The sequence below is a fragment of the Mesorhizobium sp. M2A.F.Ca.ET.046.03.2.1 genome, from assembly GCF_003952425.1.
In the GTDB taxonomy this organism is placed as follows: Bacteria; Pseudomonadota; Alphaproteobacteria; order Rhizobiales; family Rhizobiaceae; genus Mesorhizobium.
This window is the reverse complement of record NZ_CP034449.1, coordinates 6,215,755-6,239,181: the sequence shown is the minus strand read 5'-3', so window position 1 is coordinate 6,239,181 and position 23,427 is coordinate 6,215,755. Positions and strand designations below refer to the sequence as shown.

Genomic DNA, 23,427 nt, shown 5'->3' with positions numbered 1-23,427 from the left:
CCCTACTCCGCCGCCGAAAGCTCGGCCTTCACCTCATTGAGGATGCGCCGGCCCTCGCCCTCACCGATGCGGGCAATATCATCCTGGTACTTCAAAAGCACGCCGATCGTGTCGGACACGGTCTCCGGGTCGAGCGCCACCTTGTCGAGCTCGGTGAGCGCGCCGGCCCAGTCGATGGTTTCGGCGACGCCTGGCGCCTTGAACAGCTCGACCTGTCGCAGCTTCTGGACAAAGGACACGACCTCTGCCGACAGCCGGCGGTTCGCCTGCGGCACCTTGCGGCGCACGATCTCCAGCTCGCGCTCGGCGTTCGGATAATCGACCCAGTGATAAAGGCAGCGCCGCTTCAGCGCGTCGTGGATCTCGCGCGTGCGGTTGGTGGTGATGATGACGATCGGCGGCTCTTCCGCCTTGATCGTGCCAAGCTCGGGAACCGTAACCTGGAAATCCGACAGGATTTCCAGCAGGAACGCTTCGAACGCTTCGTCGGTGCGGTCGAGCTCGTCGATCAGGAACACCGGCGCCGCGCCGGCCTTGCCGGTCAGCGCATCGAGCACCGGGCGGCGGATCAGGTATTTTTCGGAGAATACGTTACGCTCCATGTCGGAGCGCACGACCTTGCCGGCCGCCTCCTCCATGCGGATCTCGATCATCTGCGCGGCATAATTCCACTCATAGACGGCCGAAGAGACGTCGAGCCCCTCATAGCATTGCAACCGGATCAGCCGGCGGCCGAGGGTGTCGGCCAGCACCTTGGCGATCTCGGTCTTGCCGACGCCCGCCTCGCCTTCGAGGAACAAGGGCCGCTTCATGCGCAGTGAAAGAAACAGCACGGTCGCCAGCGAGCGGTCCGCGACATAGTCCGCAGCGGTCAAAAGATCGAGCGTTTCGTCGATCGATTTCGGCGCGGGGCGCGGCGCGGTCATCTTGTCTCCGTGGGTCCCGCTTGCACGTTTCAAAGAACGTGATAGTCGCGGTTATAGTAGATCAGCGGCCGCAAATTATCGCCGATGCGCAGGCCTGTCACCTTGCCAAAAAGCACACGGTGGGTGGCAAGATCCTTGGCGTCGATGATCTCGCAGTCGAACACGGCAAGGGCGCCCTTCAGAGTCGGCGCGCCGGTCGAGATCACATCCCACTCGGCCAGCGCAAAGCGTTCATCCGCCGGCAACCCGGTGACACCGGAAAAGCCCACCGAGACGGCTTCCTGGTCCGAGGCAAGCGTGTTGAGCGCGAACCTGCCGTTCTTGATGAAAGCCTCGTTCTTGGCGTTCTCGCGGTTGAGACAGACCAGAACCGTCGGCGGCGTGTCCGAAACCGAACAGGCGGCGATCACCGTCGCGCCGCGTTTGCCGCCGGGCCCGTCCGTGGTCACCACATGCACATGGCCGGCAAAATGCGCCATCGCATCGCGATAGTGCTGCGGCCCGATGTCATTGATCTTCAGCACGCGATAATCCACCTGTCGGAACAAGCCCGTTATATATGGCGGCATATTGCACGCCACAAGTTATCCATCACGGGCGAAGTGCTTGACCGCAATCCGCAAATTCGCGTGTTGCGCACCGCTTAGCCAGCCTTTAGGCATTTCCTGGAATAGTGCGGGATTGTATTCCCGGCATGGAGGATCTCTTAGCCCGAATGCGTCTTCTCACGACGACATCAGCCGTGCTGTTCTGGCTGTCGCTGGCAGCGAGCGCCGAGGCCGAGACGCTGGTCGGCGTTGCGGCACCGCTTTCCGGTCCGTCGGCGATCCTGGGCAAGCAGATTGAGAATGGTGCCGGCCTGGCGGCGGAGGCGAACGGCCTTGCGATCAAGACCGCAGACGATGCCTGCACCGCCGATGGCGGCGCCGCGGCGGCAAAGGAATTCGTCGACGCCAAGGTCGATATCGTGGTGGGCTTTCTCTGCACCGAGGCGATCGAGACGGCGCTGCCGATCCTGAAGGACGCCAACATTCCGGTCATCACGGTCGGCGTGCGCACCGAAAGCCTGACCGACCGGCGCGCCAAGACCGGCTGGCCGGTCTACCGGCTCGGCCCGCGCGGCGATGATGAGCGCAATGCGGTAGCCGCCAAGCTCACCCGGCTGTGGCGCGACGAGCTGTTCGCCATAATCGATGACGGCACCATCTATGGCCGCGAGATGGCCGAGACTTTTCGCGCCGCGGCCGAACAGGCAGCCTTGAAGCCGGTATTCACCGACACGTTCAGGCCGCAGCTCGACAACCAGATAGGGTTGGTCGGCCGGCTGAAGAAGGCAGGCGCGACAAAGGTGTTTGCCGGCGGCGACGGCGACGATGTCGCCATCATGGGCCGTGACGCCGCCTCCCTCGGGGCCGGCATCACCTTTGCCGGCGGCGAGAACCTGCGCACGCCGCCTGGCGATGTGCCTTACGCCGCCGGCACGCTGATGATCGCGCCGCCGGAATGGTCGGAAGTCGCCGACCCCAGGATCGTGCAGGCCCTCGGCGCAAAAAACATCGTGCCGGACGGCTACACGCTGCCGTCCTATGCGGCGGTCGAGATCGCCAAGGCCGCGACTGCCGATGCGGAAAGCTCGGGGAAACCGCTCGGCGAAGCGCTGACCGGCCATGATTTCACGACCGCGATCGGCACCATCCGCTTCGACGACACGGGCGACCTCAGCCAGAACCCGTTCCGCGTCTTCCGCTTCGACGGCACGCATTTCGTGCCGCTGGAGGATAACTGATGTTCCACACCGGACCGCGCAATCTGATCACCGACGTTGCGGGCCTCCGCGTGGGCAATGCCAGCGACGCAAGGCTGAAATCCGGCGTCACGGTGGTGCTGTGCGACGAACCTGCCGTGGCTGGCGTCCAGGTGCTGGGCGGCGCGCCGGGCACGCGCGAGACCGACCTGCTGGAGCCTCAGAATTCGATCGTGACGATCCATGCCGTCGTCCTGTCCGGGGGCTCGGCCTTCGGCCTCGACGCCGCCTCAGGCGTGCAGGCGGCGCTGCGCGAGAAGAACATCGGCGTCGAGGTCGGCGGCTTCCGCGTGCCGATCGTGCCGGCCGCGATCCTGTTCGACCTGCGCAATGGCGGCGACAAGGATTGGGGCCGTTATCCGCCCTATCGCGAGCTCGGCTATGAGGCCGTGCAGACGGCAATCGCCGATTTCGCCATCGGTACGGCCGGAGCCGGCACCGGCGCGTTGACCTCCTGGCTGAAGGGCGGTCTGGGCTCAGCCTCGACCGTGCTCGACAGCGGCGTCACCATCGGCGCACTTGCCGCCGTCAATCCCACCGGCTCGGTGACGGTTGGCGGCAGCCGCCATTTCTGGTCAGCGCCCTTCGAGATCGGCGACGAATTCGGCGGCCTGGGCTACCCCGATCCACTGCCAAAAGACGCCAGGAAGATCCTGCTGAAATACCGCGATCGGCGTGTCGGCGGACATGGGGAAGCCGGCAGCACCACCATCGCCGTTATCGCCACCGACGCCGTGTTGACCAAAGCCGCCGCCAAGCGGCTGGCGATTTCAGCGCATGACGGCTTCGCCCGCGCCATCTGGCCGACCCATACGCCGGCGGACGGCGATCTGGTGTTCGCCCTGGCGACCGGCAGGAGCGGCATCGAGCTCGGCGCCGATGCCGCGATCGACCTGTTCGCGGCGGCCGGCGCGACCATGGCGCGGGCTATCAGCCGCGGCGTCCATGCCGCGACGCCAGCCGACGGCGACCTATTCCCGGTATGGGCGTCGCGCTGATCGGGTTGGCGCCGATCAGGTCGGATCGGATTTCTCTTCCTCGAAGGTGACGGCGACATCGGAATTCGCGGAAAGCCAGACCTTCTCGCCGTCGATCTCCGCGACCAGGGCGAGCGAAATGTAATGATGATGGCCCTTGTGCGAGCCCATGCCGCTGTCGGCCTTGGTCAGCTTGATCCGGTCGCCCTCGACCTTGTCGACGGTGCCGATATGGACGCCATCGGCGCCGATCACTTCCATATGTCCGCGTATCTTGCTGATGTCGGTGCTCATGCTGGTTCTCCGCTGGATGTGCCCTTTCGGATGCGAGACGGCCGACAATAACAAATGAACGCCGGATTGGATGCATCGCACGGCGCGTCTCGTTCACCATGGCGTGATAGGCATGAATTCACCTTCACGCTGCCGACAGCGCTCCACCAGTTCCTCGCGCTTGGCGTTCGACTCTATTTTCCGCTGGGCTTTGCGGCACTTGTCGGGGTTAGCATCTGGTTTGCGCGGCAGCAGCGTTGAGCATTGGGCCCGCCTCTGTTAGGACGCGGCCGACGCTTCTCCCAGGCAGGACTGAAAACAGATGATCCCTCGCTATTCCCGGCCGGAAATGGTCGCCATCTGGTCGCCCGAAACCCGCTTCCGCATCTGGTTCGAGATCGAGGCGCATGCCTGCGATGCGCTGGCGGAGCTGGGCGTCATCCCGAAGGAAGCGGCAAGGACCATCTGGGAAAAAGGCGGCGCGGCCAAATTCGACGTCGCCAAGATCGACGAGATCGAGCGCGTCACCAAGCATGACGTCATCGCTTTCCTCACCCATCTCGCCGAATTCGTCGGACCGGATGCCCGCTTCATCCACCAGGGCATGACCTCGTCGGACGTGTTGGACACCTGCCTTGCGGTGCAATTGACGCGGGCCAGCGACATCCTGCTCGCCGACATCGACGCCCTGCTCGCCGCGCTGAAGCGCCGCGCCTTCGAGCACAAGGACACTGTCACCATCGGCCGCAGCCACGGCATCCACGCCGAGCCGACCACCTTCGGCATCAAGCTGGCGCAAGCCTATGCCGAGTTCTCGCGCTGCCGCGAGCGTCTGGTGCATGCGCGGGAGGATATCGCGACATGTGCCATCTCCGGCGCGGTCGGCACCTTCGCCAACATCGAGCCATATGTCGAAGAGCATGTGGCGGCAAAGCTCGGGCTGAAGCCGGAGCCGGTGTCGACGCAAGTCATCCCGCGCGACCGGCATGCCATGTTCTTTGCCACGCTGGGCGTGATCGCCTCGTCGGTCGAACGTCTGGCCGTCGAGATCCGCCATCTGCAGCGCACCGAAGTGCTGGAAGCGGAAGAGTATTTCTCGCCGGGCCAGAAGGGTTCGTCTGCCATGCCGCACAAGCGTAACCCGGTGCTGACCGAAAATCTCACCGGCCTCGCCCGCATGGTGCGGTCGATGGCCGTGCCCGCCATGGAAGACGTGGCGCTGTGGCATGAGCGCGACATTTCGCATTCCTCTGTCGAGCGCATGATCGGGCCGGACGCGACGGTGACGCTGGATTTCGCGCTGGCGCGCCTGACCGGCGTCGTCGACAAGCTGCTCGTCTATCCCGAGAACATGGAGAAGAACCTCAATAAGTTCAGAGGCTTGGTGCATTCGCAGCGTGTGCTGCTCGCGCTGACGCAGGCCGGCCTGTCACGCGAGGACGCCTATCGCCTGGTGCAGCGCAACGCCATGAAAGTCTGGGAGCAAGGCGCCGATTTCCTCGAGGAACTGCTCGCCGACAAGGATGTGACGGCGGCCCTCTCCGAAGCCGAGATCCGCGAGAAATTCGACCTCGGCTACCACACCAAGCATGTCGACACGATCTTCAAGCGGGTGTTTGGATAAGCTTGACCTTTCCTTCTCCCCGTTCACGGGGAGAAGGTGCCCGAAGGGCGGATGAGGGGCGGCGCTGCCCTAGGCGATCACTGCGCCTATAGGCCGTGCGGACGAAAAGACAATCTCAAGCCTCGGCCCTGCCCCTCATTGCCCTGCCGGTGTCCAGCGGATAGATGGGTAACACTTTGAACCGGATACATAGGTAACAGTTTTCTCTCCCTATGATGCGGTCGCCGCAGCGCCAAGCGGTCGGCTTGGCGCGGCGCTGCGGCGAACCAGTTTCATGTGCTTCTCATCGATGAAGCCGAGCGGATGGGTGTGGAAGCGCATCGTCCACTCGCCATCCTCGGTCTCTTCAATGGCAATCGGTTCGCCGGCCAACGTGGCCGAGACATAGATCTCGGTGCCCCGCCATTTGACCGCGCCGTTCTGGCGCACGCCGCGCACCGCTGCCTCGGTCGGATAATCGGGTTCAGGGGCTGTCTTCGGCATCGGTCGGGTCGAGGGGCGGTAATGCTGTGCCGGGGTGTCCATGCCCAGCGCCTCGTGCGGACGCTCCTCATTGTAGCTGCGCCGGAAGTTCTCGAAGGCCCTGGCTTGAGCCGCTTTGTCAGCCTTCGGTGCATCGGCCATCGGCAGCATGGTCAGATGGAAACGCTCATGGCGCCCGTTCTGCTGCGGCTTGCCTGGCTGGATGCGCTCCAGGGCGATGCCGAGCTTAATGAAGCGCACTGCCAGCGGCGTCAGCCCTGTGACGCCGGCCGACGCAAAGGGTGGGCCATTGTCGCTTCGAATGCGATCCGGCAGACCGTTTTCCTCAAACAATCGCTCAAACACCGGCCACGCCTCCTCGTCGGCCGTCGAGCCCGTCGCCTCGAGCCCCAGCAGGTAGCGGCTCAATGCATCCATCACCGTCAATGGCTCGCAGCGCCAGCCGTCACGGGTCCGGAACCAGCCCTTGTGGTCTACCGTCCACACCGCATTCGGCGCCGCAGGCTCCGGCCATGGCCCATTGCCCACAGCCCGCCAGCGCCGGCGCCGGCGTCCCACAAGACCATGCCGCTTCAGGATCTCGCCAGCTGTCGAGACTGCCGGCCAGCCACAACTGGGCTCCGCCCGCTTCAGCCGCGCCATGATCTTCTTCGGCCCCCACAGCGGATGCGCTTCCTTCTCCGCCACGATCCGCTCCACCAGCTCGGCTGCCGTTGCTCGGCCGTGATCGAGCGGCGCCCGCGGCCGGTCGTGCAGGCCTTCCGGCCCGGTCTCCCGGTAACGCCCAAGCCATTTGTAGCCGGTCTTGCGTGAGATCTCGAAGGCCGCGCAAAGCTGCGTCATCGTCTCCTCGCCAGCTAGGCATTCAACAACAAAACGAAGCCGCTCATCCATGATGCCAGTCTCTCGCCAAACCATCGCCGGTCCTCCCGGCTGGCAAGAAAACTGTCACCCATCTAATCGGTCCATTCTGTTACCTATCTATCCGGTTCGGACACCGGGCATTTCTCCCCGTATAGTGACGGGGAGAAAGACGCTGTCACCGACGCCGGCTCAAGCCTTGCCCGGCACCGTCCTGATCACCGTGCCCCACGGGTCTTCCCGCGAAGTCTCATCCTTCACATTATCCGAGCGCATCTCTACCCAGGCGAGGCCTGAGCGTGACGGATCGCGACGGCCGGCGCCGGCGCTTTGCCAGGCATTGGCGCCGATATGATGGTGGTAATGGCCGGACGACAGGAACACCGCCTGGCTGCCATATTTGGCGACGGTGTCGAAGCCGAACTGGTCGTGCCACCAGGCCTCCGCGTCCTCCGGCCGGCCGACGCGCAGATGCACATGGCCGACAATGGCGTTTTCCGGCGCGCCCTGCCAGCCGGCATCGCCCGCCGGCACGCTGCCCACCACCGCTGGCAGGTTCAGCCGCTCGGTCGCCATGGCGACCTTGTCGCCGTTCCACCAGTCCTGCGGACGGCGGTCGGCATAGATCTCGATGCCGTTGCCTTCCGGATCGGTCAGATAGAGCGCCTCGCTGACCAGATGGTCGGAAGCGCCCTCGATGCCGATACGGTTGGCGGCGGCGTGGCTGATCCAGCGGCCAAGGTCCGCTCGCGACGGCAACAGGAAAGCGGTGTGGAAAAGGCCGGCGCTGCGCGGATCGTCGGGCTTCGCCGAAGCATCCTGTTCAAGCACCAGCAATGGCCGGTTGGCGGCGCCAAGCGTGATCGCGCCATCGGCGCGGCGCAATTCCTGCAGGCCGACGACCGCGCGATAATAGGCGGCAAGGCTCTCGGCATCGCGCGCCTTCAACCCGACACGCGACACGCTGACCGGGGTGGTCGCGGCAAAAGGCAGTTCGCTCATCAAACTCTCCGTTTGGGCGGCGCCTATTCCCCAAATGGGGGTTCCAGGCCGCCAGCTCTTGTTCCCCCTCCAAATCGTCGATTGCGATCGTTCACACAAGAGAGCAAGAATCGAACAAGTTGTTCACAATTACGGCCATCCCGATGTTAGCGACAGGGTTGCAGCCGCCACAGCCGCTCGCTACATCGGCGTCATGAAAGTGAAAGACGCAGATATCCTGATCGTGCCGGGCTACACCAATTCCGGCCCCGAGCACTGGCAGACCCGCTGGCAGTCGAAACTGTCGACGGCGCGTCGGGTCGAGCAGGCGGAGTGGACCAAGCCCGTGCGCGAGGATTGGACGGCGAGCGTGGCGAACGCCGTCAACGAAGCTGAGCGGCCGGTGGTGCTCGTTGCCCATTCGCTTGGCGTCACGACGGCGGTGCAGGCCATCCCGCAATTCAGGAAGCCCATCGCCGGCGCCTTCTTCGTCGCGCCACCGGATGTGTCCAATCCGGAAATCAGGCCGAGGCACCTGATGACCTTCGGCCCTTATTCGCGCGATCCCCTGCCCTTCCCGTCGATCGTGATCGCCAGCCGCAACGACCCGTTCTGCGCTTTCGAGGTCGCCGAGGACATTGCCGCCGCCTGGGGATCGCTCTTCATCGACGCCGGCGAGGCCGGCCATCTCAACCACGACGCCGGTTTCGGCCCGTGGCCCGAGGGGTCGATGACCTTCGCCAAATTCCTGACGGAACTGAAGCAGCCCTGAGACGACCCAAGGTGTGTTGAGATTCAGGTCAGGCCGAGTCGGAGTCGAAGACGGGCGCGAAGCGGCCAAACTGGGCGGTTTCCGAGAACCGGAGCGGAGCGTACTTGATGTACGTGAGCACCGGAAGCGCAGGAAACCGCCATTTGCAGGCCGGCCTCACCCGAATATCAGCACGCCTTAGGCGCCGATGGAATCCCGCATGCTCTTCAAAAGGGTCTTCGCGCCGAGCGAGATCAGCGTGTGGTCCGAGCCCATGGCGAGCAGCCGATAGCCCATCGACACCACGCGGCCGGCCATTGCCGGCTCGATGACGTAGATCGCCGCATGCTTGCCGGCCTTGCGCGTCCGCTCGGCGATCGAAGCGACCGTCTCCATCATGCTTTCCAGCGTCGAATTGACGGTCGTTCCGTTCGACCAGGCGATCGAGAAATCCGACGGGCCGACGAAGATGCCGTCGATGCCGGGCGTATCGAGGATGCCGTCGAGCGCCTCGAATGCCGCCCGCGTCTCGACCATCGCGAAGGCCATTGTGCGCTGGTTCGAGTCGCGCAGCCATTCGGCGTGGTCGCCCTTGCCGTGGCGCGGGAATGCGTAAGTCGGCCCCCAGGATCGCTCGCCCATAGGCGGATATTTCATCGCGGCGGCGAACTGCCGTGCGTCGGCCACCGAGTTCACCATCGGCGCGATCACCGCCTCGGCGCCGAAATCGAGCGCGCGGCTCGCCATGTCGAAGCGCCCGACCGGAATGCGCACCAGCGCGGGCTTGTTGGCGGCCAGCACCGGCGCCAAGCCGCGCAGCACGCTGTCCTCGTGGTGGCCGCCATGCTGCATGTCGAGGGTGACGGCGTCGAAATCCTGCTTGGCGATGATTTCCACCGTCAGCGCGTCCGGCACCCCCGACCAGGCGGTGAACAGCGTTTCGTCGGCGACCAGGCGGGATTTGAGCGACATCGGACCTTCCTTGATGACAACCCGCAGTTCAGCCGGAAACGACGGCAAAGGCAAAGAAAAACCGCCCGGTTTGGCCGGGCGGTCGATTGGTCCAGCTAGACTCCGGCCTCAGGCATTCTTGATCTGCTCGATCGCCTGCGCCATCAACTCGTCCATGGTGCGGCGGATCTGATGGTCTGACTGGTTGACGCCGGCCGCATCGAAATCCTTGCGAATCTTGCGGAAGACGTCATGGTCGCCTGCCTCCTCGATATCGGAGACCACCACTTCCTTGGCATAGGCTTCGGCATCGGCGCCGGATTTGCCCAGCTTCTCGGCGGCCCAGAGGCCAAGCGCCTTGTTGCGCCGGGCTGCGGCCTTGAAGCGAAGTTCCTCGTCGAAGGCGAATTTGCGCTCAAAGCCCTCTTCGCGGTCTTTCATGCTGCTCATGACGTCCCTCCGATCAATCCGATTCGCGTTCGCGGTGAATATGTGTGATGGGCAAGCACAAATCAAAAGGCCGCGACCCGGTCAATATACTTCGTCGCATGCTGCGCTGCGGCATTTCAGTCCCGAAAGCGGTTGATTCGCCGGATTTGGCGATTGAGCAAACCAGGCGATTGCGATAACACCGGCATTGAACGCCGCCGTCGCCATACTAATTTAGGCAGACGGACAGGAACCGGTCATTTGCCGCCTGCCCGCAGACCCAGAGAAAAAATCAAATGAAAAATCGCCGCCGCATCTACGAAGGCAAGGCCAAGATCCTCTATGAGGGACCTGAGCCCGGGACGCTGATCCAGTTCTTCAAGGACGACGCCACCGCCTTCAACAAGAAGAAACATGAAGTGGTCGATGGCAAGGGCGTGCTCAACAACCGCATTTCCGAGCACATCTTCAACCACTTGAACCGCATGGGCATCCCGACCCACTTCATCCGCCGGCTCAACATGCGCGAGCAGTTGATCAAGGAAGTCGAGATTATCCCGCTCGAGGTCGTCGTGCGCAATGTCGCCGCCGGCTCTCTGTCCAAGCGCCTCGGCATCGAGGAAGGCACGGTGCTGCCGCGCTCGATCATCGAATTCTATTACAAGGCCGATGCGCTCGACGATCCGATGGTGTCGGAAGAGCACATCACTGCCTTCGGCTGGGCAAGCCCGCAGGAAATCGACGACATCATGGCGCTGGCCATTCGCGTCAACGACTTTCTTTCCGGCCTGTTCCTCGGCGTCGGCATCCAGCTCGTCGACTTCAAGATCGAATGCGGCCGCCTGTTCGAGGGCGACATGATGCGCATCGTCGTCGCCGACGAAATCTCGCCGGATTCCTGCCGGCTGTGGGATGTCGCCACCCAGGACAAGCTCGACAAGGACCGCTTCCGCCGCGACATGGGCGGCCTCGTCGAGGCGTATCAGGAAGTCGCCCGCCGTCTCGGCATCATCAACGAGAACGAGCCGCCGCGCCCGACGGGTCCGGTCCTCGTCGCCTCTTCCGATGCGCCCAAGGGCCTGAAGCACTAATACCGACCGGCCTGCTGGGCAATGGCAGGTCCACCGCCCGATCCATCACTTAGGAGTATCGATGAAAGCCCGCATCACCGTGACCCTCAAGAACGGCGTCCTCGACCCGCAGGGCAAGGCGATCGAGCATGCCCTCTCCGGATTGGGCTTCGACGGCGTCGGCCAGGTTCGCCAGGGCAAGGTGTTCGACATCGAACTCACCGGAACCGACAAGGCCAGGGCCGAAGCCGATCTCAAGGCTATGTGCGACAAGCTTCTGGCGAACACGGTGATTGAGAATTACGCGGTGGAGATCGCTTAATGCCGTTGCTGGCTGAGTACAGCAAAGCCGTCGATCAAATGCCATCGCTTTTCGAGCAATTACTCAGTTGCGACCTCAAACCGGCAAGCCCTCGTGCCGGGTTCCCCAAAAGACCGGGAGTGTACGCTCTCTATGAGGATACAACGCCAATCTATGTCGGTCGCGCCAAAAATATCTGGCAGCGGATCGGTAACCACATAGGTGGACGCCCCGAACAATCTTCTTTTGCATTCAAGATTGCTCGTGAAAAAACCGGCCGGCTAGCGACTTACAAACCGGAAGGTTCTCGAAAAGCTCTTATGCTCGATGAGATTTTCAGAACTGCGTTTACAGATTGTATGACGCGTATCCGCGCTCTGAAAGGTCGCTACGTTGTGATCGAAGATGATATTCTGCAACACCTTTTCGAAGTATATGCGGCTCTCGCACTGAAAACACCCTACAACGAATTTAGGACAAGCTAATGAAATCAGCCGTCGTCCTCCTGCCTGGCCTCAACCGCGACCGCGACATGATCGCGGCGCTGACCAAGATTTCCGGCCAGACGCCGGCGACCATCTGGCAGACCGACACAGAGATCCCCGATGTCGACCTGATCGCCATCCCCGGCGGCTTCTCCTTCGGCGACTATCTGCGCTGCGGCGCGATCGCGGCGCGCATGCCGGTGATGCGGGCGGTGGCCGAAAAGGCCGCCAAGGGCGTGACCGTCATCGGCGTCTGCAACGGCTTCCAGATCCTGGTCGAGGCGGGACTACTGCCCGGCGCCTTGATGCGCAACGCCTCGCTGAAATTCGTCTGCCGCCAGGTAAAGCTCGAGATCACCAACGCCAACACCATGTTCACCCGGCACTACAAGCCCGGACAGATCATCCGCTCACCCGTGGCGCATCATGACGGCAACTACTTCGCCGATGCCGAGACGCTCGCCCGGCTCGAAGGCGAAGGCCAGGTCGTGTTCCGCTACGCCGAAGGCACCAATCCCAACGGCTCGATCAACGACATTGCCGGCATCGTCAACGACAAGGGCAACGTGCTCGGTCTGATGCCGCATCCCGAAAACCTGATCGAGGCGGCGCATGGCGGCAATGATGGACGCGCGCTGTTCGAAAGCGCGCTCGGCCTCGCGGCTTGATCCTTTTCGGAACGCGGGGGCGGACTGACCATGAGACCGACGATCGCTCGCCTTGCTCTCCTGGCCGCCGCCGGGCTCGCCTTGGCTTCCTGCCAGTCCAGCCCCAAGACGACGCCGGTTCCCTCGGGCAAAAGCGCCTCGCTGCTTGCCATGGAACAGGTCGCCATCGCGGCGCATAAATGCTGGATCGCCAGCAAGGATCCGGCCTTCAAGGCCTACCAGATGGCCAATGAGCTCAATTCCTACAGCGGCACGCCGCGCTTCCTGCTGGTGCCCGCCAAGCACTATGGCGGCAAGCCGCTGCTGGTCGTGCAGGCGCAGGGCAATTCCAGCCGCGTCGATGTGTTCGGGCCGCTGATGAACGAGCCGCTCGGCGCGCGCATCGGTTCCGACATCGCCCGCTGGCAGGCCGGAAACCCGTCCTGCGCGGCTGCCGCGTAAACCTGCGATGAGCCGGTTCCTGCAGATGGCGGGACTGGTCATCGGGCTGATTGCGCTTGTCCTGCAGGCCGCAATCACCATTCCGGCGTCGATGGCGGCCGGGCGCAGCCTACTTGGCTCGATCGTCTTTCTTCTCAGCATCTTCACCATCTTGACCAACATCGCCGCCGTGATGGTGCATGCTTCGCTGCTATCGCCCACCGGCTATGCCTGGTTCCCGGCCTTCGCCGGGCAGCGCATGCGCGCCGGCGTCGCGGTCGCCATCACCCTGGTCTTCATCGTCTACGCGACCGTGCTGGCAGGACTTTGGCAACCACAGGGCCTGTTCCTGCTTTGCGACATCCTGCTCCACTACGTCACGCCGCTGATCTTCGTGCTGTGGTGGCTCACCGCGGGCGCGGATGGCTCGACGCGCTGGCGCGATATCTCCTGGTGGATGATCTATCCGCTGGCCTATCTCGCCTACGCGCTGATCCGCGCGCCCTTCGCCGGCGAAGTACCCTACCCGTTCCTCGACGTGGCCAAGAACGGCGCGGCCAGCGTCGCCGTTTCGGCTGCGGGCGTCACGGCGCTGTTCGTCGGATTGAGCGTGCTTGCCGTGCTGATCGACCACGGCATCGGCGGGTTGCGGGGAAAACCCGCAACCCGCGTCCAATCTGGCCGTCGATAGGTTGTCATTCGACGACGGGGCATCACTCCCAGAACGACCTGATTCCTTCGCGATGGGCATCGCAGCGCGAGATGCCGATGTCCTTGAGCTGCTCGTCCGTCATCTCAAGCAGTGCGAGGCGGCCGCGCCGACGCTCGAGCATGCGGCCGATCTGCGTAGCGATGGAACGGAGCACAACCACCATGCGGCCGACGAAGCTGCGATGGGCCAAGAGCTCGGCCTGCGCGCCCAAAGCCGGGCGAGCATAGCGAATTGTATCAATTGTATCCATTGTCGTTCTACCTTGTCTCGATTGTACCTTTCCAATCGCGGGCTCGATATGGATTGACTCATCGCGCTGTGCAATATAGAAAATTGTCACCATGACAAATTGGCTCCCTGACCTCTCCACTGGCTCCGGTCCGCTCTATCAGCGTCTTGCTGACAGCATTGAGTCAGATATCGACAAGGGCGTCATCGATGCCGGTGCAAAACTGCCGCCGCAGCGCGACCTCGCCTATGACATCGGCACGACCGTCGGCACCATCGGCAGGGCCTATCAGCTGCTGCGCGAACGCGGTCTGGTGAGCGGCGAGGTCGGGCGCGGCACCTATGTGCTCGGCCAGCGCGCCGAGGCGCCGAAACCCGACGTCGAACCTGGCTTGCAAGGCACGCGCCCCATCGACGCGCCGAGCGGCAAGCTGCGCTTCGACAGCACCGCCGCGCCCGATGTCGGCCAGGGCGCCGTGATCGCCGACATGCTGGCGCGCACCGCGCAGGAACATCCGTACGATATCTCGAGCTACACGCGTGATTTTCCCGAGCGCTGGTACGAGGCGGGCAGCCGCTGGTTGGCGCGGAATTCCTTCCGCCCCTCGCCCGATTCGATCGTGCCGACGCTGGGCACCCATGCCGCGGTCATGGCGGCGATCGCGGCGCTGACCATGCCCGGCGACTACGTTGTCTTCGAGCACCTCACCTATTCCCAGATCGCGCGCAGCGCCGGGCTGATTGGGCGACGCATCGCGCTGGTCTCGACTGACGACAACGGCATCGACCCGGATGATTTCGAGCGCGTCTGCGCACAGAAACATCCAAAGGTCATGTTCCTGATGCCGACCGCGAAGAACCCCACGCTGGTGACGCTGTCGGCGGAGCGGCGCCAGGCGATCGCGCGGATCGCGCGGGAGTACAATGTCGCGCTGGTCGAGGACGACCTTTACGGCGAGCTCACCGACGACCCGACGCCGTTGCTGGCCGAATATGCGCCCGAGCGCACCATCGTCGCCGGCGGCCTGTCGAAGTCGGTCGCCGCCGGCGTGCGCGGCGGCTGGCTTTCCTGCCCGCCGGCCTACCGCCACCGCATCCTTGTCGCCCACAAGATGATGACCGGCGGCCTGCCATTCCTGCTGGCCGAAGTCGGCACGAGGCTGGTGACGTCGGGGCAGGCAAGCGGTATCCGCAAGCGCTGCATTGCCGAAATCCAGGCGCGCCTTGCCATCGTGCGCGAGGTGCTGGCGGGCTTCGACTTCAAGGCGCGGGACAACGTGCCCTTCGTCTGGCTGACCTTGCCCGACCCGTGGCTGTCCGGCACCTTCAAGAACGCCTGCCTGGCACAGGGCGTGCTCATCGACGACGAGGACGAGTTCAAGGCCGGCCGCTCCGAGCAGGTTTTTCACGGCGTGCGCTTCGGCGTCTCGCAACCGCGGCAAAGCCAGGATGTCGCCGGCGGCGTCGCCGTCATCCGCCGCCTGCTCGACGAAGGCCGCGCCGGCTACGACAGTTTTTCCTGATCAAGCCTGAAAGCCCAGACCTAAGCACCGCCGGAGTGGCAGTTTTCCGGCGTTTTCCCTATCTGGTGGGGGTGTATCGCGCGAAAGCTTGCGATAAGAGGAGACTCGAAGAACCTCCCCTCTCCCACGGACAAAAATCGCCGCTCATGACCATTTCCAATTCCGTGCCGATCACCCCCGAGCTCGTCGCCGCGCATGGGCTGAAGCCCGACGAATACCAGCGCATCCTGGATCTGGTCGGCCGCGAGCCAAGCTTCACCGAGCTCGGCATCTTCTCGGCGATGTGGAACGAGCACTGCTCCTACAAGTCCTCGAAGAAATGGCTGCGCACCCTGCCGACCAGCGGTCCGCAGGTCATCCAGGGTCCGGGCGAGAATGCCGGCGTGGTCGACATCGGCGACGGCGACTGCGTCGTCTTCAAGATGGAGAGCCACAACCACCCCTCCTACATCGAGCCCTATCAGGGTGCCGCGACCGGCGTCGGCGGCATCCTGCGCGACGTCTTCACCATGGGCGCGCGGCCGGTCGCGGCGATGAACGCGCTGCGCTTCGGCGCGCCGGATCATCCCAAGACCCGGCATCTCGTCGCCGGCGTGGTTTCCGGCGTCGGCGGCTACGGCAATTCCTTCGGCGTGCCGACGGTCGGCGGCGAGGTCAACTTCGACGCCCGCTACAACGGCAACATCCTGGTCAACGCCTTTGCGGCGGGCCTTGCCAAGACCAATGCCATCTTCCTGTCGCAGGCCAAGGGCGTCGGCCTGCCGGTCGTCTATCTCGGCGCCAAGACCGGACGCGACGGCGTCGGCGGCGCCACCATGGCCTCGGCCGAGTTCGACGACAAGATCGAGGAGAAACGCCCGACCGTGCAGGTCGGCGATCCCTTCACCGAAAAATGCCTGCTGGAAGCCTGCCTCGAGTTGATGGCGTCGGGCGCCGTCATCGCCATCCAGGACATGGGTGCGGCCGGCCTCACCTGCTCGGCGGTCGAGATGGGCGCCAAGGGCGATCTCGGCATCGAGCTCGACCTCGACAAGGTGCCGGTGCGCGAGGAGCGCATGAGCGCCTATGAGATGATGCTGTCGGAAAGCCAGGAGCGCATGCTGATGGTGCTGCGCCCCGAGAAGGAAGAGGAAGCCGAGGCGATCTTCCGCAAATGGGGGCTCGACTTCGCCATCGTTGGCAAGACCACCGACGATCTGCGCTTCCGCGTCATCCATCAGGGCGATGAGGTCGCCAATTTGCCGATCAAGGAGCTGGGCGACCAGGCGCCGGAATATGACCGCCCCTGGGTCGAGGCGAAGAAGCCGGCGCCGTTGGCCGCCAACGATGCGCCCAAGGCCGATGTCGCCGACGCGCTGCTCAAGATGCTGGGTGGGCCGGATCTCTCCTCGCGGCGCTGGGTGTGGGAACAATACGACACGCTGATCCAGGGCAACTCGCTCCAGCTTCCGGGCGGCGACGCCGGCGTGGTGCGCGTCGAGGGCCATCCGACCAAGGCGCTCGCCTTCTCCTCCGACGTCACGCCCCGCTACTGCGAGGCCGACCCATACGAAGGCGGCAAGCAGGCGGTCGCCGAATGCTGGCGCAACCTGACCGCCACCGGCGCGCTGCCGCTCGCCGCCACCGACAACCTCAATTTCGGCAATCCGGAGCGGCCCGAGATCATGGGCCAGTTCGTCGGCGCCGTTAAAGGCATCGGCGATGCCTGCCGCGCGCTCGGCTTCCCGATCGTCTCCGGCAATGTCTCGCTCTACAACGAAACCAATGGCCGCGGCATCCTGCCGACGCCGACCATCGGCGGCGTCGGGCTGATCGCCGACTGGTCGAAGATGGCGCGCATCGGCTTTGCCGCCGAGGGCCAGATGATCGTGCTGGTCGGCGCGCCGCCGAGCTGGGGCAGCCATCTCGGCCAGTCCGTCTATATGCGCGACATCCACGGCCGCGCCGACGGTCCGCCGCCGCCGGTCGATCTCGCGCATGAAAAGCGCGTCGGCGACCATGTGCGCTCGCTGATTGCATCCGGCGTCGTCACCGCCGCGCACGACATCTCCGACGGCGGCCTGGCGATAGCGCTCGCCGAAATGGCGATGGCCTCCGGCATTGGCGCCGCCATTCCGGGGCTCACCGGCACCGATCCGATTCCGGTCTGGTTCGGCGAGGACCAGGGCCGCTACCTGCTGACGCTGTCGATCGACCCGCAGAGCGGCGAATGGGACAGGATCCGCCAGGAACAGGAGAAGCTCGGCATCTTCGCGCCCTGGATCGGCACCACCGGAGGGCGTGACTTGAAACTGGGTGACGCACGGCCGGTCCCGGTCAGCGAGCTGAAGGCTGCCCATGAAGGCTGGTTCCCGCGCTTCATGGACCAGGCCAGTTGACCAGGCTGACTGTGAAGGCGCTGATCGCAGTCGTCTTCTGGCCTTCGCTGTTCTTCTTCTGGTTCCTCGGCCCGTTCGTTTTCTTATTGCTGTCGACCACCTCGAGCGAGGAGTGCGCACGGCTGGAAACCCGCGACGAGTTCCTGGCCGCGGCCAATGCCGCTTTGCCGATGCTCGTCTTGCAGACCCTGATCTACGCGGTTCCGATCGTCTGCCTGGTGCTGTGGGACAGGCTCGCGCCGGAGCCGGCGCGAACACGGCATATCGCGACCTGCATCAAGCTCTTCATCGTTGCCGCGATCATCGGAGCGACTTGGGACTATGGCTCGTCCTTGATCTGCGACGGCTATGGCCAACCCTTCTTCTCGTCCGCCTGGCGAATGACGAGCTATCTTCCCATCGTCGGCCTGCTGATCAACATCCCGCTTTATATACTCACCTTCAGCCTTGGCCGGGCCTTCTCGACCCGCGATGACATCACCGAAGATGGCGTGATCCATTCGAAGCAGGACAATTCTTAGGCCGCTGTCGCGGACGGAACGGCTTCAATCCGGGTCGGAAAGGCTTTAGGCTCGCGAGTCAGATCATACCGGTGCTGCCTAGCTGCCCCGCTTGAAACAGGATTTTGCCATGGCAATGGATGCCCACGACATCGAAAAACTGATCAAGGAAGGCATTCCGGACGCCAAGGTGACGATCCGTGATCTCGCCGGCGACGGCGACCATTACGCGGCGGAGGTCGTTGCCGAAAGCTTCCGGGGCAAGAGCCGGGTCCAGCAGCACCAGATGGTCTATGACGCGCTGAAGGGCAATATGGGCGGCGTGCTGCACGCGCTGGCCCTGCAGACCAGCGTCCCGGACTGAACGCTGCCATCCTCTCAGGCTTGGCACAAAATCGCGTTATCCCTTGCGCCATTCAAGTAGCGTCGCGGCTAAAGTCTTGTTTCAGCCACCCTATGGGTCTATTTGAAGGACATGCTTCGAGCCTGACTCCCACAGGCGTGAAAGGATTGTCCATGACCGGCATCAGCGACTACATCGACAATGAAGTGAAGAGCAACGACGTCGTGCTCTTCATGAAGGGCACCCCGGGCTTCCCGCAATGCGGCTTTTCCGGCCAGGTAGTGCAGATCCTCGATTACATCGGGGCCGACTACAAAGGCGTGAACGTGCTCGACTCGGCCGAATTGCGCCAAGGCATCAAGGATTATTCCAACTGGCCGACCATCCCGCAGCTCTATGTGAAGGGTGAATTCGTCGGCGGTTGCGACATCGTCCGTGAAATGTTCCAGGCCGGCGAGTTGCAGGACTTCCTGGTCGAAAAGGGCGTCAGCGTCAAAGGCGCAGCCTGATTCAATCTTGCTCGCCGGCGGAGGCTAACTCTCCGGCCGGCAAGCATCGCCCGGGGCCGCCCCCACCTCGGCAATCATGAACCCGCATCTCGGGGATGAGACGAACCAGCGCGCCGGCCAGCCGGCGCTTGTTCGTTGAAAGATCGGACTTTGCCGTGGACAAGCAGGTAGAAGCGTCGCAACGGGCAAGCAGCTTGCCCATTCCGCGCTGGGAATTCATCGCGCTGTGCGCAGCGCTGATGGCGCTCAACTCCCTGGCCATCGACATCATGCTGCCAGCGCTGCAGCAGATCGGCGCCTCGCTTGGCGTCGAGAGCGAGAACCACCGCCAATATGTCATCACCGCCTATATGCTTGGCTTTGGCGGCGGACAGCTTTTGTTCGGGCCCATTTCGGATCGCTTTGGACGCCGCGCGCCGCTGGTCTTTGGCCTGGTGGTCTATGTCGTGGCCGCGGCTGCCGCCGCCATAGCGCCCAGTTTCGCTTTGTTGCTGACCTGGCGTCTCATCCAGGGCATCGGCGCGGCTGCGACCCGCGTCATCGCCGTCTCGATCGTGCGCGACACGTTCGAAGGCCGGCGTATGGCCGAAGTGATGTCGCTGATCTTCATGGTGTTCATGGCCATCCCCGTCATCGCGCCCGGCATCGGCCAGTTCGTCATGCTGTTCGCCACCTGGCACTGGATTTTCGTGACCATGGCCATCGGCGCGCTGATCGTTTCGACCTGGGCTCTGCTGCGCCTGCCGGAGACGCTGAATGCGGAATATCGCCGGCCACTCACGATAAGCTCGGTCGTCGGCGGCTTCCGCATCGTGCTCACCAACCGGCTCACGCTTTGCTATGCCTTCGCCAGCACCTTCATCTTCTCCGCCATGTTCGGCTTCATCAGCTCGGCGCAACAGATCTACATCGACATCTTCCATGTCGGCGAATTGTTCCCGCTGATTTTTGCCGGTGTTGCCGCCGTGCTTGCCTTCTCCAACTATCTGAATTCGCGGCTGGTCGGACAGATCGGAATGCGCCGTCTGTCGCAAGGCGCGCTGCTCATCTTCCTGTGCATCAGCCTTGCCTGGCTGGTCGTTTCGTTGGAGATGCAGATGCCGCTCTGGCTCTTCATCACCTTCTTTGCCGGCGCGATGCTGCCGTTCGGCGGTCTTGGCGCGAATTTCAACGCTCTCGCCATGGAGCCGCTCGGCGAGCTCGCCGGCACGGCGGCATCCATCCTTGGCTTCATGCAGACTTTTCTCGGCGCCCTGATCGGCGCGGCGATCGGCCAGGCCTACAACGGCACGGTCACGCCTCTGGCCGCAGGCTTCTGCAGCGTTTCTGTCGCGGCCCTGCTGATGATCCTGATCGCCGAGCGGGGCAGGATGTTCCAGCCGCACAATCCCCCTGTTTCGGGGCACGTCACCGATCTGCATTAGGTTGTCGTCTGGCTGGCGGTTGCCGGCCGGGGCGCGGTTTATTCCTATTCGGCCCAGAGCTCGCGGCGCAACTCGTCCCAGCTTTGCTTGTCCGGCGCGACCAGCAGGCCGCCGTCGACATGCGACGGCAGATAGGCGCTGCCGTCGACGCGCGCGACATGGCCGCCGGCTTCCTGATGGATCAGCGCGCCCGCGAGATGATCCCAGGGCATCAGCTTGTTGTAGAGCACGAAATGGGCGTGACCGCTCGCAAGCAGCCGATATTCATGCGCCGCGCAGCGATAGGCGAATTGCGACAGCGTCTTGGTCTGGTTGCGGGCGAGCCGCGAGCGCTCAGGCTCATCGAGGAACTGCCAGGAAACGGCGCCGGTCATCTGCGACATCGGCACCGGCGCCGCGACGCGGACCTTCTCCAGCGCGCCATGCGCGTGGCGGATATGGCTGCCCCCGCCCTTGGCGCCGATCAGCCAATCCTTGCCGACCGGATCGTGGATGATGCCGGCGACGGTCTCGCCATTGACGACGACGCCGGCCATGACGCCGAACAGCGGCACGCCGGAGGCGAAGTTGAAAGTGCCGTCGACCGGATCGATGACGAAGGCAAGCGCGGCATCGCCAAGGCCCGACAGCAACGCCGGATTGTCGGAGCAGGCCTCCTCGCCGACCACCATTGCGTCTGGAAATCGCTCGCGCAGCCGGGCGGTGATCAGCCTCTCGGCATTGACGTCCGCCTCGGTGACGAGGTCGGCGGCGGACGTCTTCTGGCGAACGTCGCCCTCGCCCAGCTTGCGGAAGCGCGGCATAATTTCCGCCCTGGCGGCCTCCGCGAGAAGTTCGGCCAGCCAGTCGATCGCGCGGTCGTCAAATGTCATCGGAAATGTCTTGCTCTGTGGTGAGGCGCGCGTCGAGCGCGGCGAAATCGAACAGTTTTCGGTCGAGCAGGTGCGAGGGCCTTACATTGGTCATGGCGCGGATCATCGTGTCCTTGCGGCCCGGCATGCGCTTCTCGATGTCGTCGAGCATCGCCTTCATGGCGTTGCGCTGCAGCCCTTCCTGGCTGCCGCAGAGGTCGCAGGGAATGATGGGGAATTTCATCGCGTTGGCGAATTTCTCGAGGTCGGCCTCGGCGCTATAGGCGAGCGGCCGCAGCACCATGACGTCGCCCTCGTCATTGAGAAGCTTGGGCGGCATGGCGGCGAGGCGCCCGCCATGGAACAGGTTCATGAAGAAGGTTTCGAGGATGTCCTCGCGGTGATGGCCAAGCACCAGCGCCGAACACCCCTCCTCGCGCGCGATGCGATAGAGATGGCCGCGCCGCAGCCGCGAACAGAGCGAGCAATAGGTGCTGCCCTCCGGCAGCTTGTCGGTCACCACCGAATAGGTGTCCTGGTATTCGATGCGGTGGGCGATGCCGTTGGCGTTGAGATAATCGGGCAGGATGTGTTTTGGGAAATTCGGCTGCCCCTGGTCGAGATTGCAGGCGAGCAGATCGACAGGCAGCAACCCGCGCCATTTGAGGTCGAGCAAAAGCGCCAGCAGGCCGTAGGAATCCTTGCCGCCCGAGAGCGCGACCAGCCAGCACTCGCCGGGCTTCACCATGGCGAAATCCTCGATCGCCTGGCGGGTGAGCCTCAACAGCCGCTTGCGCAGCTTGTTGAACTCGACCGAGGACGGCACGTCGCGAAACAGCGGATGGAAGCCGCCCTCGGCATCATCATCGATCGGCTCCAGGGATTTGAGGTCTGGCAGCATGTTCATGGCGCCGGCTCCGCGTTGTCAGCGCCCGGCTTAGCGGACCTGACCGCCAAAGAAAAGGCCGCCCCGAGAGGCGGCCTTGGATGCTGCGCTGATTGATATCGATCAGCGCGAGTAGAATTCGACGACCAGGTTCGGTTCCATCTGCACGGCGAACGGTACGTCCGACAGCCCCGGAACGCGTGCGAAGGTCGCGGTCATCTTGTTGTGGTCGGCTTCGATATAGTCCGGCACGTCGCGCTCGGCGAGAGCGACCGATTCCAGAACGATGACGAGCTGCTTCGACTTCTCGCGCACCTCGATGACGTCGCCCGGCTTGCAGCGGTACGAACCGATGTTGGTGCGCTTGCCGTTGACGTTGACATGGCCGTGGTTGACGAACTGACGGGCGGCGAAGATGGTCGGCACGAACTTGGCGCGATAGACGATCGCGTCGAGGCGCGACTCGAGCAGGCCGATCAGGTTCTCGGAGGTGTCGCCCTTGCGGCGGTTGGCCTCTTCATAGACCTTGCGGAACTGCTTTTCCGAAACGTCGCCGTAGTGACCCTTCAGCTTCTGCTTGGCGCGCAGCTGCAGGCCGAAGTCGGAAAGCTTGCCCTTGCGGCGCTGGCCGTGCTGGCCGGGGCCGTATTCACGCTTGTTGACCGGGGACTTCGGGCGGCCCCAGATGTTTTCGCCGAGACGGCGGTCGATCTTGTATTTCGCGGATTCGCGCTTGCTCATCGCATTCCCTTTCAAAACAATATACCCGAAGCCCCATGGCTCCGGGCGAAGGAAACGCGCCCTCCTCTGGCCTCCGTTTTCGAGACCTGACAGGGTTTTCCACGCAAAGCGACGGAAAACCCACGGGACACGTCAAAAGAAACCACCGGGCGTCGCCACCCGGTGTTGCTGGGCCTGTTAAACACAGATTTAACCGCTGTCAAGCTTGTGGCTGGCGACGCCGACTGCAACTCGATATCATCCCTGCGTTGCATGCGGCGCTGGCTGTGGCGGAAAGTTGCACGCTGGCGGCATAGGGCGGCGTCTTCGGATCCAAACGCCCTGCACA

The 23,427-nt window shown here is 63.7% G+C and carries 27 protein-coding genes; 16 read left to right on the top strand and 11 right to left on the bottom strand.

Going from position 1 to position 23,427, the window contains the following annotated elements; all coding sequences use genetic code 11:
• Positions 1 to 2: 2 nt before the first annotated feature.
• Both EJ072_RS29705 and EJ072_RS29700 read right to left on the bottom strand, forming a co-directional pair.
• Positions 3 to 926, bottom strand: a complete 924-nt coding sequence (locus EJ072_RS29705; protein ID WP_126082502.1) for a MoxR family ATPase — start codon at positions 924 to 926, stop codon at positions 3 to 5.
• Between the two features lie 29 nt (positions 927 to 955).
• Positions 956 to 1,450 (bottom strand): flavin reductase, encoded by a 495-nt coding sequence (locus EJ072_RS29700; RefSeq protein WP_042644630.1) that lies wholly within the window; start codon positions 1,448 to 1,450, stop codon positions 956 to 958.
• A 191-nt stretch (positions 1,451 to 1,641) separates the two neighbouring features.
• Between EJ072_RS29700 and EJ072_RS29695 the strand changes: the two genes are divergently transcribed.
• Positions 1,642 to 2,712, top strand: coding sequence for a branched-chain amino acid ABC transporter substrate-binding protein (locus tag EJ072_RS29695; protein ID WP_126082501.1), 1,071 nt, complete (start codon positions 1,642 to 1,644; stop codon positions 2,710 to 2,712).
• On the top strand, positions 2,712 to 3,728 hold the full coding sequence (locus EJ072_RS29690; protein ID WP_126082500.1) for a P1 family peptidase: 1,017 nt from the start codon (positions 2,712 to 2,714) through the stop codon (positions 3,726 to 3,728). Before EJ072_RS29695 ends, EJ072_RS29690 begins: the two co-directional genes overlap by 1 nt.
• A 15-nt stretch (positions 3,729 to 3,743) precedes the next feature.
• On the opposite strand, the gene EJ072_RS29685 is transcribed toward EJ072_RS29690, so the two are convergent.
• Positions 3,744 to 4,001 carry a DUF2171 domain-containing protein gene (locus EJ072_RS29685; RefSeq protein WP_126082499.1) on the bottom strand — a complete coding sequence of 86 codons (258 nt, stop codon included), beginning with the start codon at positions 3,999 to 4,001 and terminating at the stop codon, positions 3,744 to 3,746.
• Positions 4,002 to 4,302: 301 nt separating this feature from the next.
• Between EJ072_RS29685 and purB the strand changes: the two genes are divergently transcribed.
• Positions 4,303 to 5,604: an adenylosuccinate lyase gene (gene purB / locus EJ072_RS29675; RefSeq protein WP_126082497.1), complete on the top strand. Its 1,302-nt coding sequence runs from the start codon at positions 4,303 to 4,305 to the stop codon at positions 5,602 to 5,604.
• Between the two features lie 210 nt (positions 5,605 to 5,814).
• Here purB and EJ072_RS29670 read toward each other — a convergent pair whose 3' ends face one another.
• Positions 5,815 to 7,005 carry an integrase core domain-containing protein gene (locus EJ072_RS29670; RefSeq protein ID WP_126078128.1) on the bottom strand — a complete coding sequence of 397 codons (1,191 nt, stop codon included), beginning with the start codon at positions 7,003 to 7,005 and terminating at the stop codon, positions 5,815 to 5,817.
• Positions 7,006 to 7,140: 135 nt separating this feature from the next.
• Entirely contained in the window at positions 7,141 to 7,950 is an 810-nt protein-coding gene (locus EJ072_RS29665; RefSeq protein ID WP_126082496.1) for a VOC family protein, read from the bottom strand.
• Between the two features lie 193 nt (positions 7,951 to 8,143).
• On the opposite strand from EJ072_RS29665, the gene EJ072_RS29660 reads away from it, so the two are divergent.
• Positions 8,144 to 8,701 (top strand): alpha/beta hydrolase, encoded by a 558-nt coding sequence (locus EJ072_RS29660; RefSeq protein ID WP_126082495.1) that lies wholly within the window; start codon positions 8,144 to 8,146, stop codon positions 8,699 to 8,701.
• A 177-nt stretch (positions 8,702 to 8,878) separates the two neighbouring features.
• Here EJ072_RS29660 and EJ072_RS29655 read toward each other — a convergent pair whose 3' ends face one another.
• Both EJ072_RS29655 and EJ072_RS29650 read right to left on the bottom strand, forming a co-directional pair.
• A complete protein-coding gene (locus tag EJ072_RS29655; RefSeq protein ID WP_126082494.1) occupies positions 8,879 to 9,652 on the bottom strand; it encodes an HpcH/HpaI aldolase/citrate lyase family protein in 774 nt (257 codons plus the stop codon).
• A 108-nt stretch (positions 9,653 to 9,760) separates the two neighbouring features.
• Positions 9,761 to 10,081, bottom strand: coding sequence for a DUF1476 domain-containing protein (locus EJ072_RS29650; protein WP_042644542.1), 321 nt, complete (start codon positions 10,079 to 10,081; stop codon positions 9,761 to 9,763).
• 275 nt (positions 10,082 to 10,356) lie between these two features.
• Here EJ072_RS29650 and purC point away from each other — a divergent pair, with 275 nt between their 5' ends.
• The 6 genes from purC (at position 10,357) to EJ072_RS29620 (ending at position 13,695) form a co-directional block, all read left to right on the top strand.
• Positions 10,357 to 11,151 (top strand): phosphoribosylaminoimidazolesuccinocarboxamide synthase, encoded by a 795-nt coding sequence (gene purC, locus EJ072_RS29645; protein ID WP_042644540.1) that lies wholly within the window; start codon positions 10,357 to 10,359, stop codon positions 11,149 to 11,151.
• A gap of 61 nt (positions 11,152 to 11,212) precedes the next feature.
• Positions 11,213 to 11,452: a phosphoribosylformylglycinamidine synthase subunit PurS gene (gene purS, locus EJ072_RS29640; RefSeq protein ID WP_126082493.1), complete on the top strand. Its 240-nt coding sequence runs from the start codon at positions 11,213 to 11,215 to the stop codon at positions 11,450 to 11,452.
• Positions 11,452 to 11,916 (top strand): hypothetical protein, encoded by a 465-nt coding sequence (locus EJ072_RS29635; protein ID WP_126082492.1) that lies wholly within the window; start codon positions 11,452 to 11,454, stop codon positions 11,914 to 11,916. Before purS ends, EJ072_RS29635 begins: the two co-directional genes overlap by 1 nt.
• On the top strand, positions 11,916 to 12,584 hold the full coding sequence (purQ, locus tag EJ072_RS29630) for a phosphoribosylformylglycinamidine synthase subunit PurQ (RefSeq protein ID WP_126082491.1): 669 nt from the start codon (positions 11,916 to 11,918) through the stop codon (positions 12,582 to 12,584). The genes EJ072_RS29635 and purQ overlap by 1 nt, the downstream gene beginning before the upstream one ends.
• Before the next feature lie 30 nt (positions 12,585 to 12,614).
• Positions 12,615 to 13,025, top strand: coding sequence for a hypothetical protein (locus EJ072_RS29625; RefSeq protein ID WP_126082490.1), 411 nt, complete (start codon positions 12,615 to 12,617; stop codon positions 13,023 to 13,025).
• A gap of 7 nt (positions 13,026 to 13,032) precedes the next feature.
• The gene (locus EJ072_RS29620; protein WP_126082489.1) at positions 13,033 to 13,695 is read left to right on the top strand and encodes a Pr6Pr family membrane protein; all 663 of its coding nucleotides are present in this window, start codon (positions 13,033 to 13,035) and stop codon (positions 13,693 to 13,695) included.
• Between the two features lie 22 nt (positions 13,696 to 13,717).
• Here EJ072_RS29620 and EJ072_RS29615 read toward each other — a convergent pair whose 3' ends face one another.
• Positions 13,718 to 13,966: a DUF1127 domain-containing protein gene (locus EJ072_RS29615; protein ID WP_126083791.1), complete on the bottom strand. Its 249-nt coding sequence runs from the start codon at positions 13,964 to 13,966 to the stop codon at positions 13,718 to 13,720.
• A gap of 91 nt (positions 13,967 to 14,057) precedes the next feature.
• On the opposite strand from EJ072_RS29615, the gene EJ072_RS29610 reads away from it, so the two are divergent.
• From EJ072_RS29610 to EJ072_RS29585, 6 genes are all read left to right on the top strand, one after another.
• Complete coding sequence (locus tag EJ072_RS29610) at positions 14,058 to 15,467, top strand: PLP-dependent aminotransferase family protein (protein ID WP_126082488.1); 1,410 nt, start codon at positions 14,058 to 14,060, stop codon at positions 15,465 to 15,467.
• 146 nt (positions 15,468 to 15,613) lie between these two features.
• Positions 15,614 to 17,845 carry a phosphoribosylformylglycinamidine synthase subunit PurL gene (gene purL / locus EJ072_RS29605; RefSeq protein WP_126082487.1) on the top strand — a complete coding sequence of 744 codons (2,232 nt, stop codon included), beginning with the start codon at positions 15,614 to 15,616 and terminating at the stop codon, positions 17,843 to 17,845.
• Entirely contained in the window at positions 17,842 to 18,366 is a 525-nt protein-coding gene (locus EJ072_RS29600) for a hypothetical protein (RefSeq protein ID WP_126082486.1), read from the top strand. Before purL ends, EJ072_RS29600 begins: the two co-directional genes overlap by 4 nt.
• A 109-nt stretch (positions 18,367 to 18,475) precedes the next feature.
• Positions 18,476 to 18,709, top strand: a complete 234-nt coding sequence (locus tag EJ072_RS29595) for a BolA family transcriptional regulator (protein ID WP_006206026.1) — start codon at positions 18,476 to 18,478, stop codon at positions 18,707 to 18,709.
• A 152-nt stretch (positions 18,710 to 18,861) separates the two neighbouring features.
• The gene (gene grxD / locus EJ072_RS29590; protein ID WP_040981263.1) at positions 18,862 to 19,197 is read left to right on the top strand and encodes a Grx4 family monothiol glutaredoxin; all 336 of its coding nucleotides are present in this window, start codon (positions 18,862 to 18,864) and stop codon (positions 19,195 to 19,197) included.
• A gap of 155 nt (positions 19,198 to 19,352) precedes the next feature.
• Entirely contained in the window at positions 19,353 to 20,621 is a 1,269-nt protein-coding gene (locus EJ072_RS29585; protein ID WP_126082485.1) for a multidrug effflux MFS transporter, read from the top strand.
• Positions 20,622 to 20,665: 44 nt separating this feature from the next.
• On the opposite strand, the gene EJ072_RS29580 is transcribed toward EJ072_RS29585, so the two are convergent.
• The 3 genes from EJ072_RS29580 to rpsD all read right to left on the bottom strand — a co-directional run bounded on the left by EJ072_RS29580 (position 20,666) and on the right by rpsD (position 23,099).
• Positions 20,666 to 21,493: an inositol monophosphatase family protein gene (locus EJ072_RS29580; protein WP_126082484.1), complete on the bottom strand. Its 828-nt coding sequence runs from the start codon at positions 21,491 to 21,493 to the stop codon at positions 20,666 to 20,668.
• Entirely contained in the window at positions 21,483 to 22,373 is an 891-nt protein-coding gene (gene ttcA, locus EJ072_RS29575) for a tRNA 2-thiocytidine(32) synthetase TtcA (protein ID WP_189343379.1), read from the bottom strand. Before ttcA ends, EJ072_RS29580 begins: the two co-directional genes overlap by 11 nt.
• A 108-nt stretch (positions 22,374 to 22,481) precedes the next feature.
• Positions 22,482 to 23,099, bottom strand: coding sequence for a 30S ribosomal protein S4 (rpsD, locus tag EJ072_RS29570; RefSeq protein WP_040981269.1), 618 nt, complete (start codon positions 23,097 to 23,099; stop codon positions 22,482 to 22,484).
• Positions 23,100 to 23,427 lie beyond the last annotated feature (328 nt).

What these genes read in the sequence shown, in the direction of transcription:
- EJ072_RS29705 (WP_126082502.1), bottom strand. Translation starts at nt 926, where the DNA reads ATGACCGCGCCGCGCCCCGCGCCGAAATCGATCGACGAAACGCTCGAT.
- EJ072_RS29695 (WP_126082501.1), top strand. Translation starts at nt 1,642, where the DNA reads ATGCGTCTTCTCACGACGACATCAGCCGTGCTGTTCTGGCTGTCGCTG.
- EJ072_RS29690 (WP_126082500.1), top strand. Translation starts at nt 2,712, where the DNA reads ATGTTCCACACCGGACCGCGCAATCTGATCACCGACGTTGCGGGCCTC.
- EJ072_RS29685 (WP_126082499.1), bottom strand. Translation starts at nt 4,001, where the DNA reads ATGAGCACCGACATCAGCAAGATACGCGGACATATGGAAGTGATCGGC.
- purB (WP_126082497.1), top strand. Translation starts at nt 4,303, where the DNA reads ATGATCCCTCGCTATTCCCGGCCGGAAATGGTCGCCATCTGGTCGCCC.
- EJ072_RS29670 (WP_126078128.1), bottom strand. Translation starts at nt 7,005, where the DNA reads ATGGTTTGGCGAGAGACTGGCATCATGGATGAGCGGCTTCGTTTTGTT.
- EJ072_RS29665 (WP_126082496.1), bottom strand. Translation starts at nt 7,950, where the DNA reads ATGAGCGAACTGCCTTTTGCCGCGACCACCCCGGTCAGCGTGTCGCGT.
- EJ072_RS29660 (WP_126082495.1), top strand. Translation starts at nt 8,144, where the DNA reads ATGAAAGTGAAAGACGCAGATATCCTGATCGTGCCGGGCTACACCAAT.
- EJ072_RS29655 (WP_126082494.1), bottom strand. Translation starts at nt 9,652, where the DNA reads ATGTCGCTCAAATCCCGCCTGGTCGCCGACGAAACGCTGTTCACCGCC.
- EJ072_RS29650 (WP_042644542.1), bottom strand. Translation starts at nt 10,081, where the DNA reads ATGAGCAGCATGAAAGACCGCGAAGAGGGCTTTGAGCGCAAATTCGCC.
- purC (WP_042644540.1), top strand. Translation starts at nt 10,357, where the DNA reads ATGAAAAATCGCCGCCGCATCTACGAAGGCAAGGCCAAGATCCTCTAT.
- purS (WP_126082493.1), top strand. Translation starts at nt 11,213, where the DNA reads ATGAAAGCCCGCATCACCGTGACCCTCAAGAACGGCGTCCTCGACCCG.
- EJ072_RS29635 (WP_126082492.1), top strand. Translation starts at nt 11,452, where the DNA reads ATGCCGTTGCTGGCTGAGTACAGCAAAGCCGTCGATCAAATGCCATCG.
- purQ (WP_126082491.1), top strand. Translation starts at nt 11,916, where the DNA reads ATGAAATCAGCCGTCGTCCTCCTGCCTGGCCTCAACCGCGACCGCGAC.
- EJ072_RS29625 (WP_126082490.1), top strand. Translation starts at nt 12,615, where the DNA reads ATGAGACCGACGATCGCTCGCCTTGCTCTCCTGGCCGCCGCCGGGCTC.
- EJ072_RS29620 (WP_126082489.1), top strand. Translation starts at nt 13,033, where the DNA reads ATGAGCCGGTTCCTGCAGATGGCGGGACTGGTCATCGGGCTGATTGCG.
- EJ072_RS29615 (WP_126083791.1), bottom strand. Translation starts at nt 13,966, where the DNA reads ATGGATACAATTGATACAATTCGCTATGCTCGCCCGGCTTTGGGCGCG.
- EJ072_RS29610 (WP_126082488.1), top strand. Translation starts at nt 14,058, where the DNA reads ATGACAAATTGGCTCCCTGACCTCTCCACTGGCTCCGGTCCGCTCTAT.
- purL (WP_126082487.1), top strand. Translation starts at nt 15,614, where the DNA reads ATGACCATTTCCAATTCCGTGCCGATCACCCCCGAGCTCGTCGCCGCG.
- EJ072_RS29595 (WP_006206026.1), top strand. Translation starts at nt 18,476, where the DNA reads ATGGCAATGGATGCCCACGACATCGAAAAACTGATCAAGGAAGGCATT.
- grxD (WP_040981263.1), top strand. Translation starts at nt 18,862, where the DNA reads ATGACCGGCATCAGCGACTACATCGACAATGAAGTGAAGAGCAACGAC.
- EJ072_RS29580 (WP_126082484.1), bottom strand. Translation starts at nt 21,493, where the DNA reads ATGACATTTGACGACCGCGCGATCGACTGGCTGGCCGAACTTCTCGCG.
- ttcA (WP_189343379.1), bottom strand. Translation starts at nt 22,373, where the DNA reads ATGCTGCCAGACCTCAAATCCCTGGAGCCGATCGATGATGATGCCGAG.
- rpsD (WP_040981269.1), bottom strand. Translation starts at nt 23,099, where the DNA reads ATGAGCAAGCGCGAATCCGCGAAATACAAGATCGACCGCCGTCTCGGC.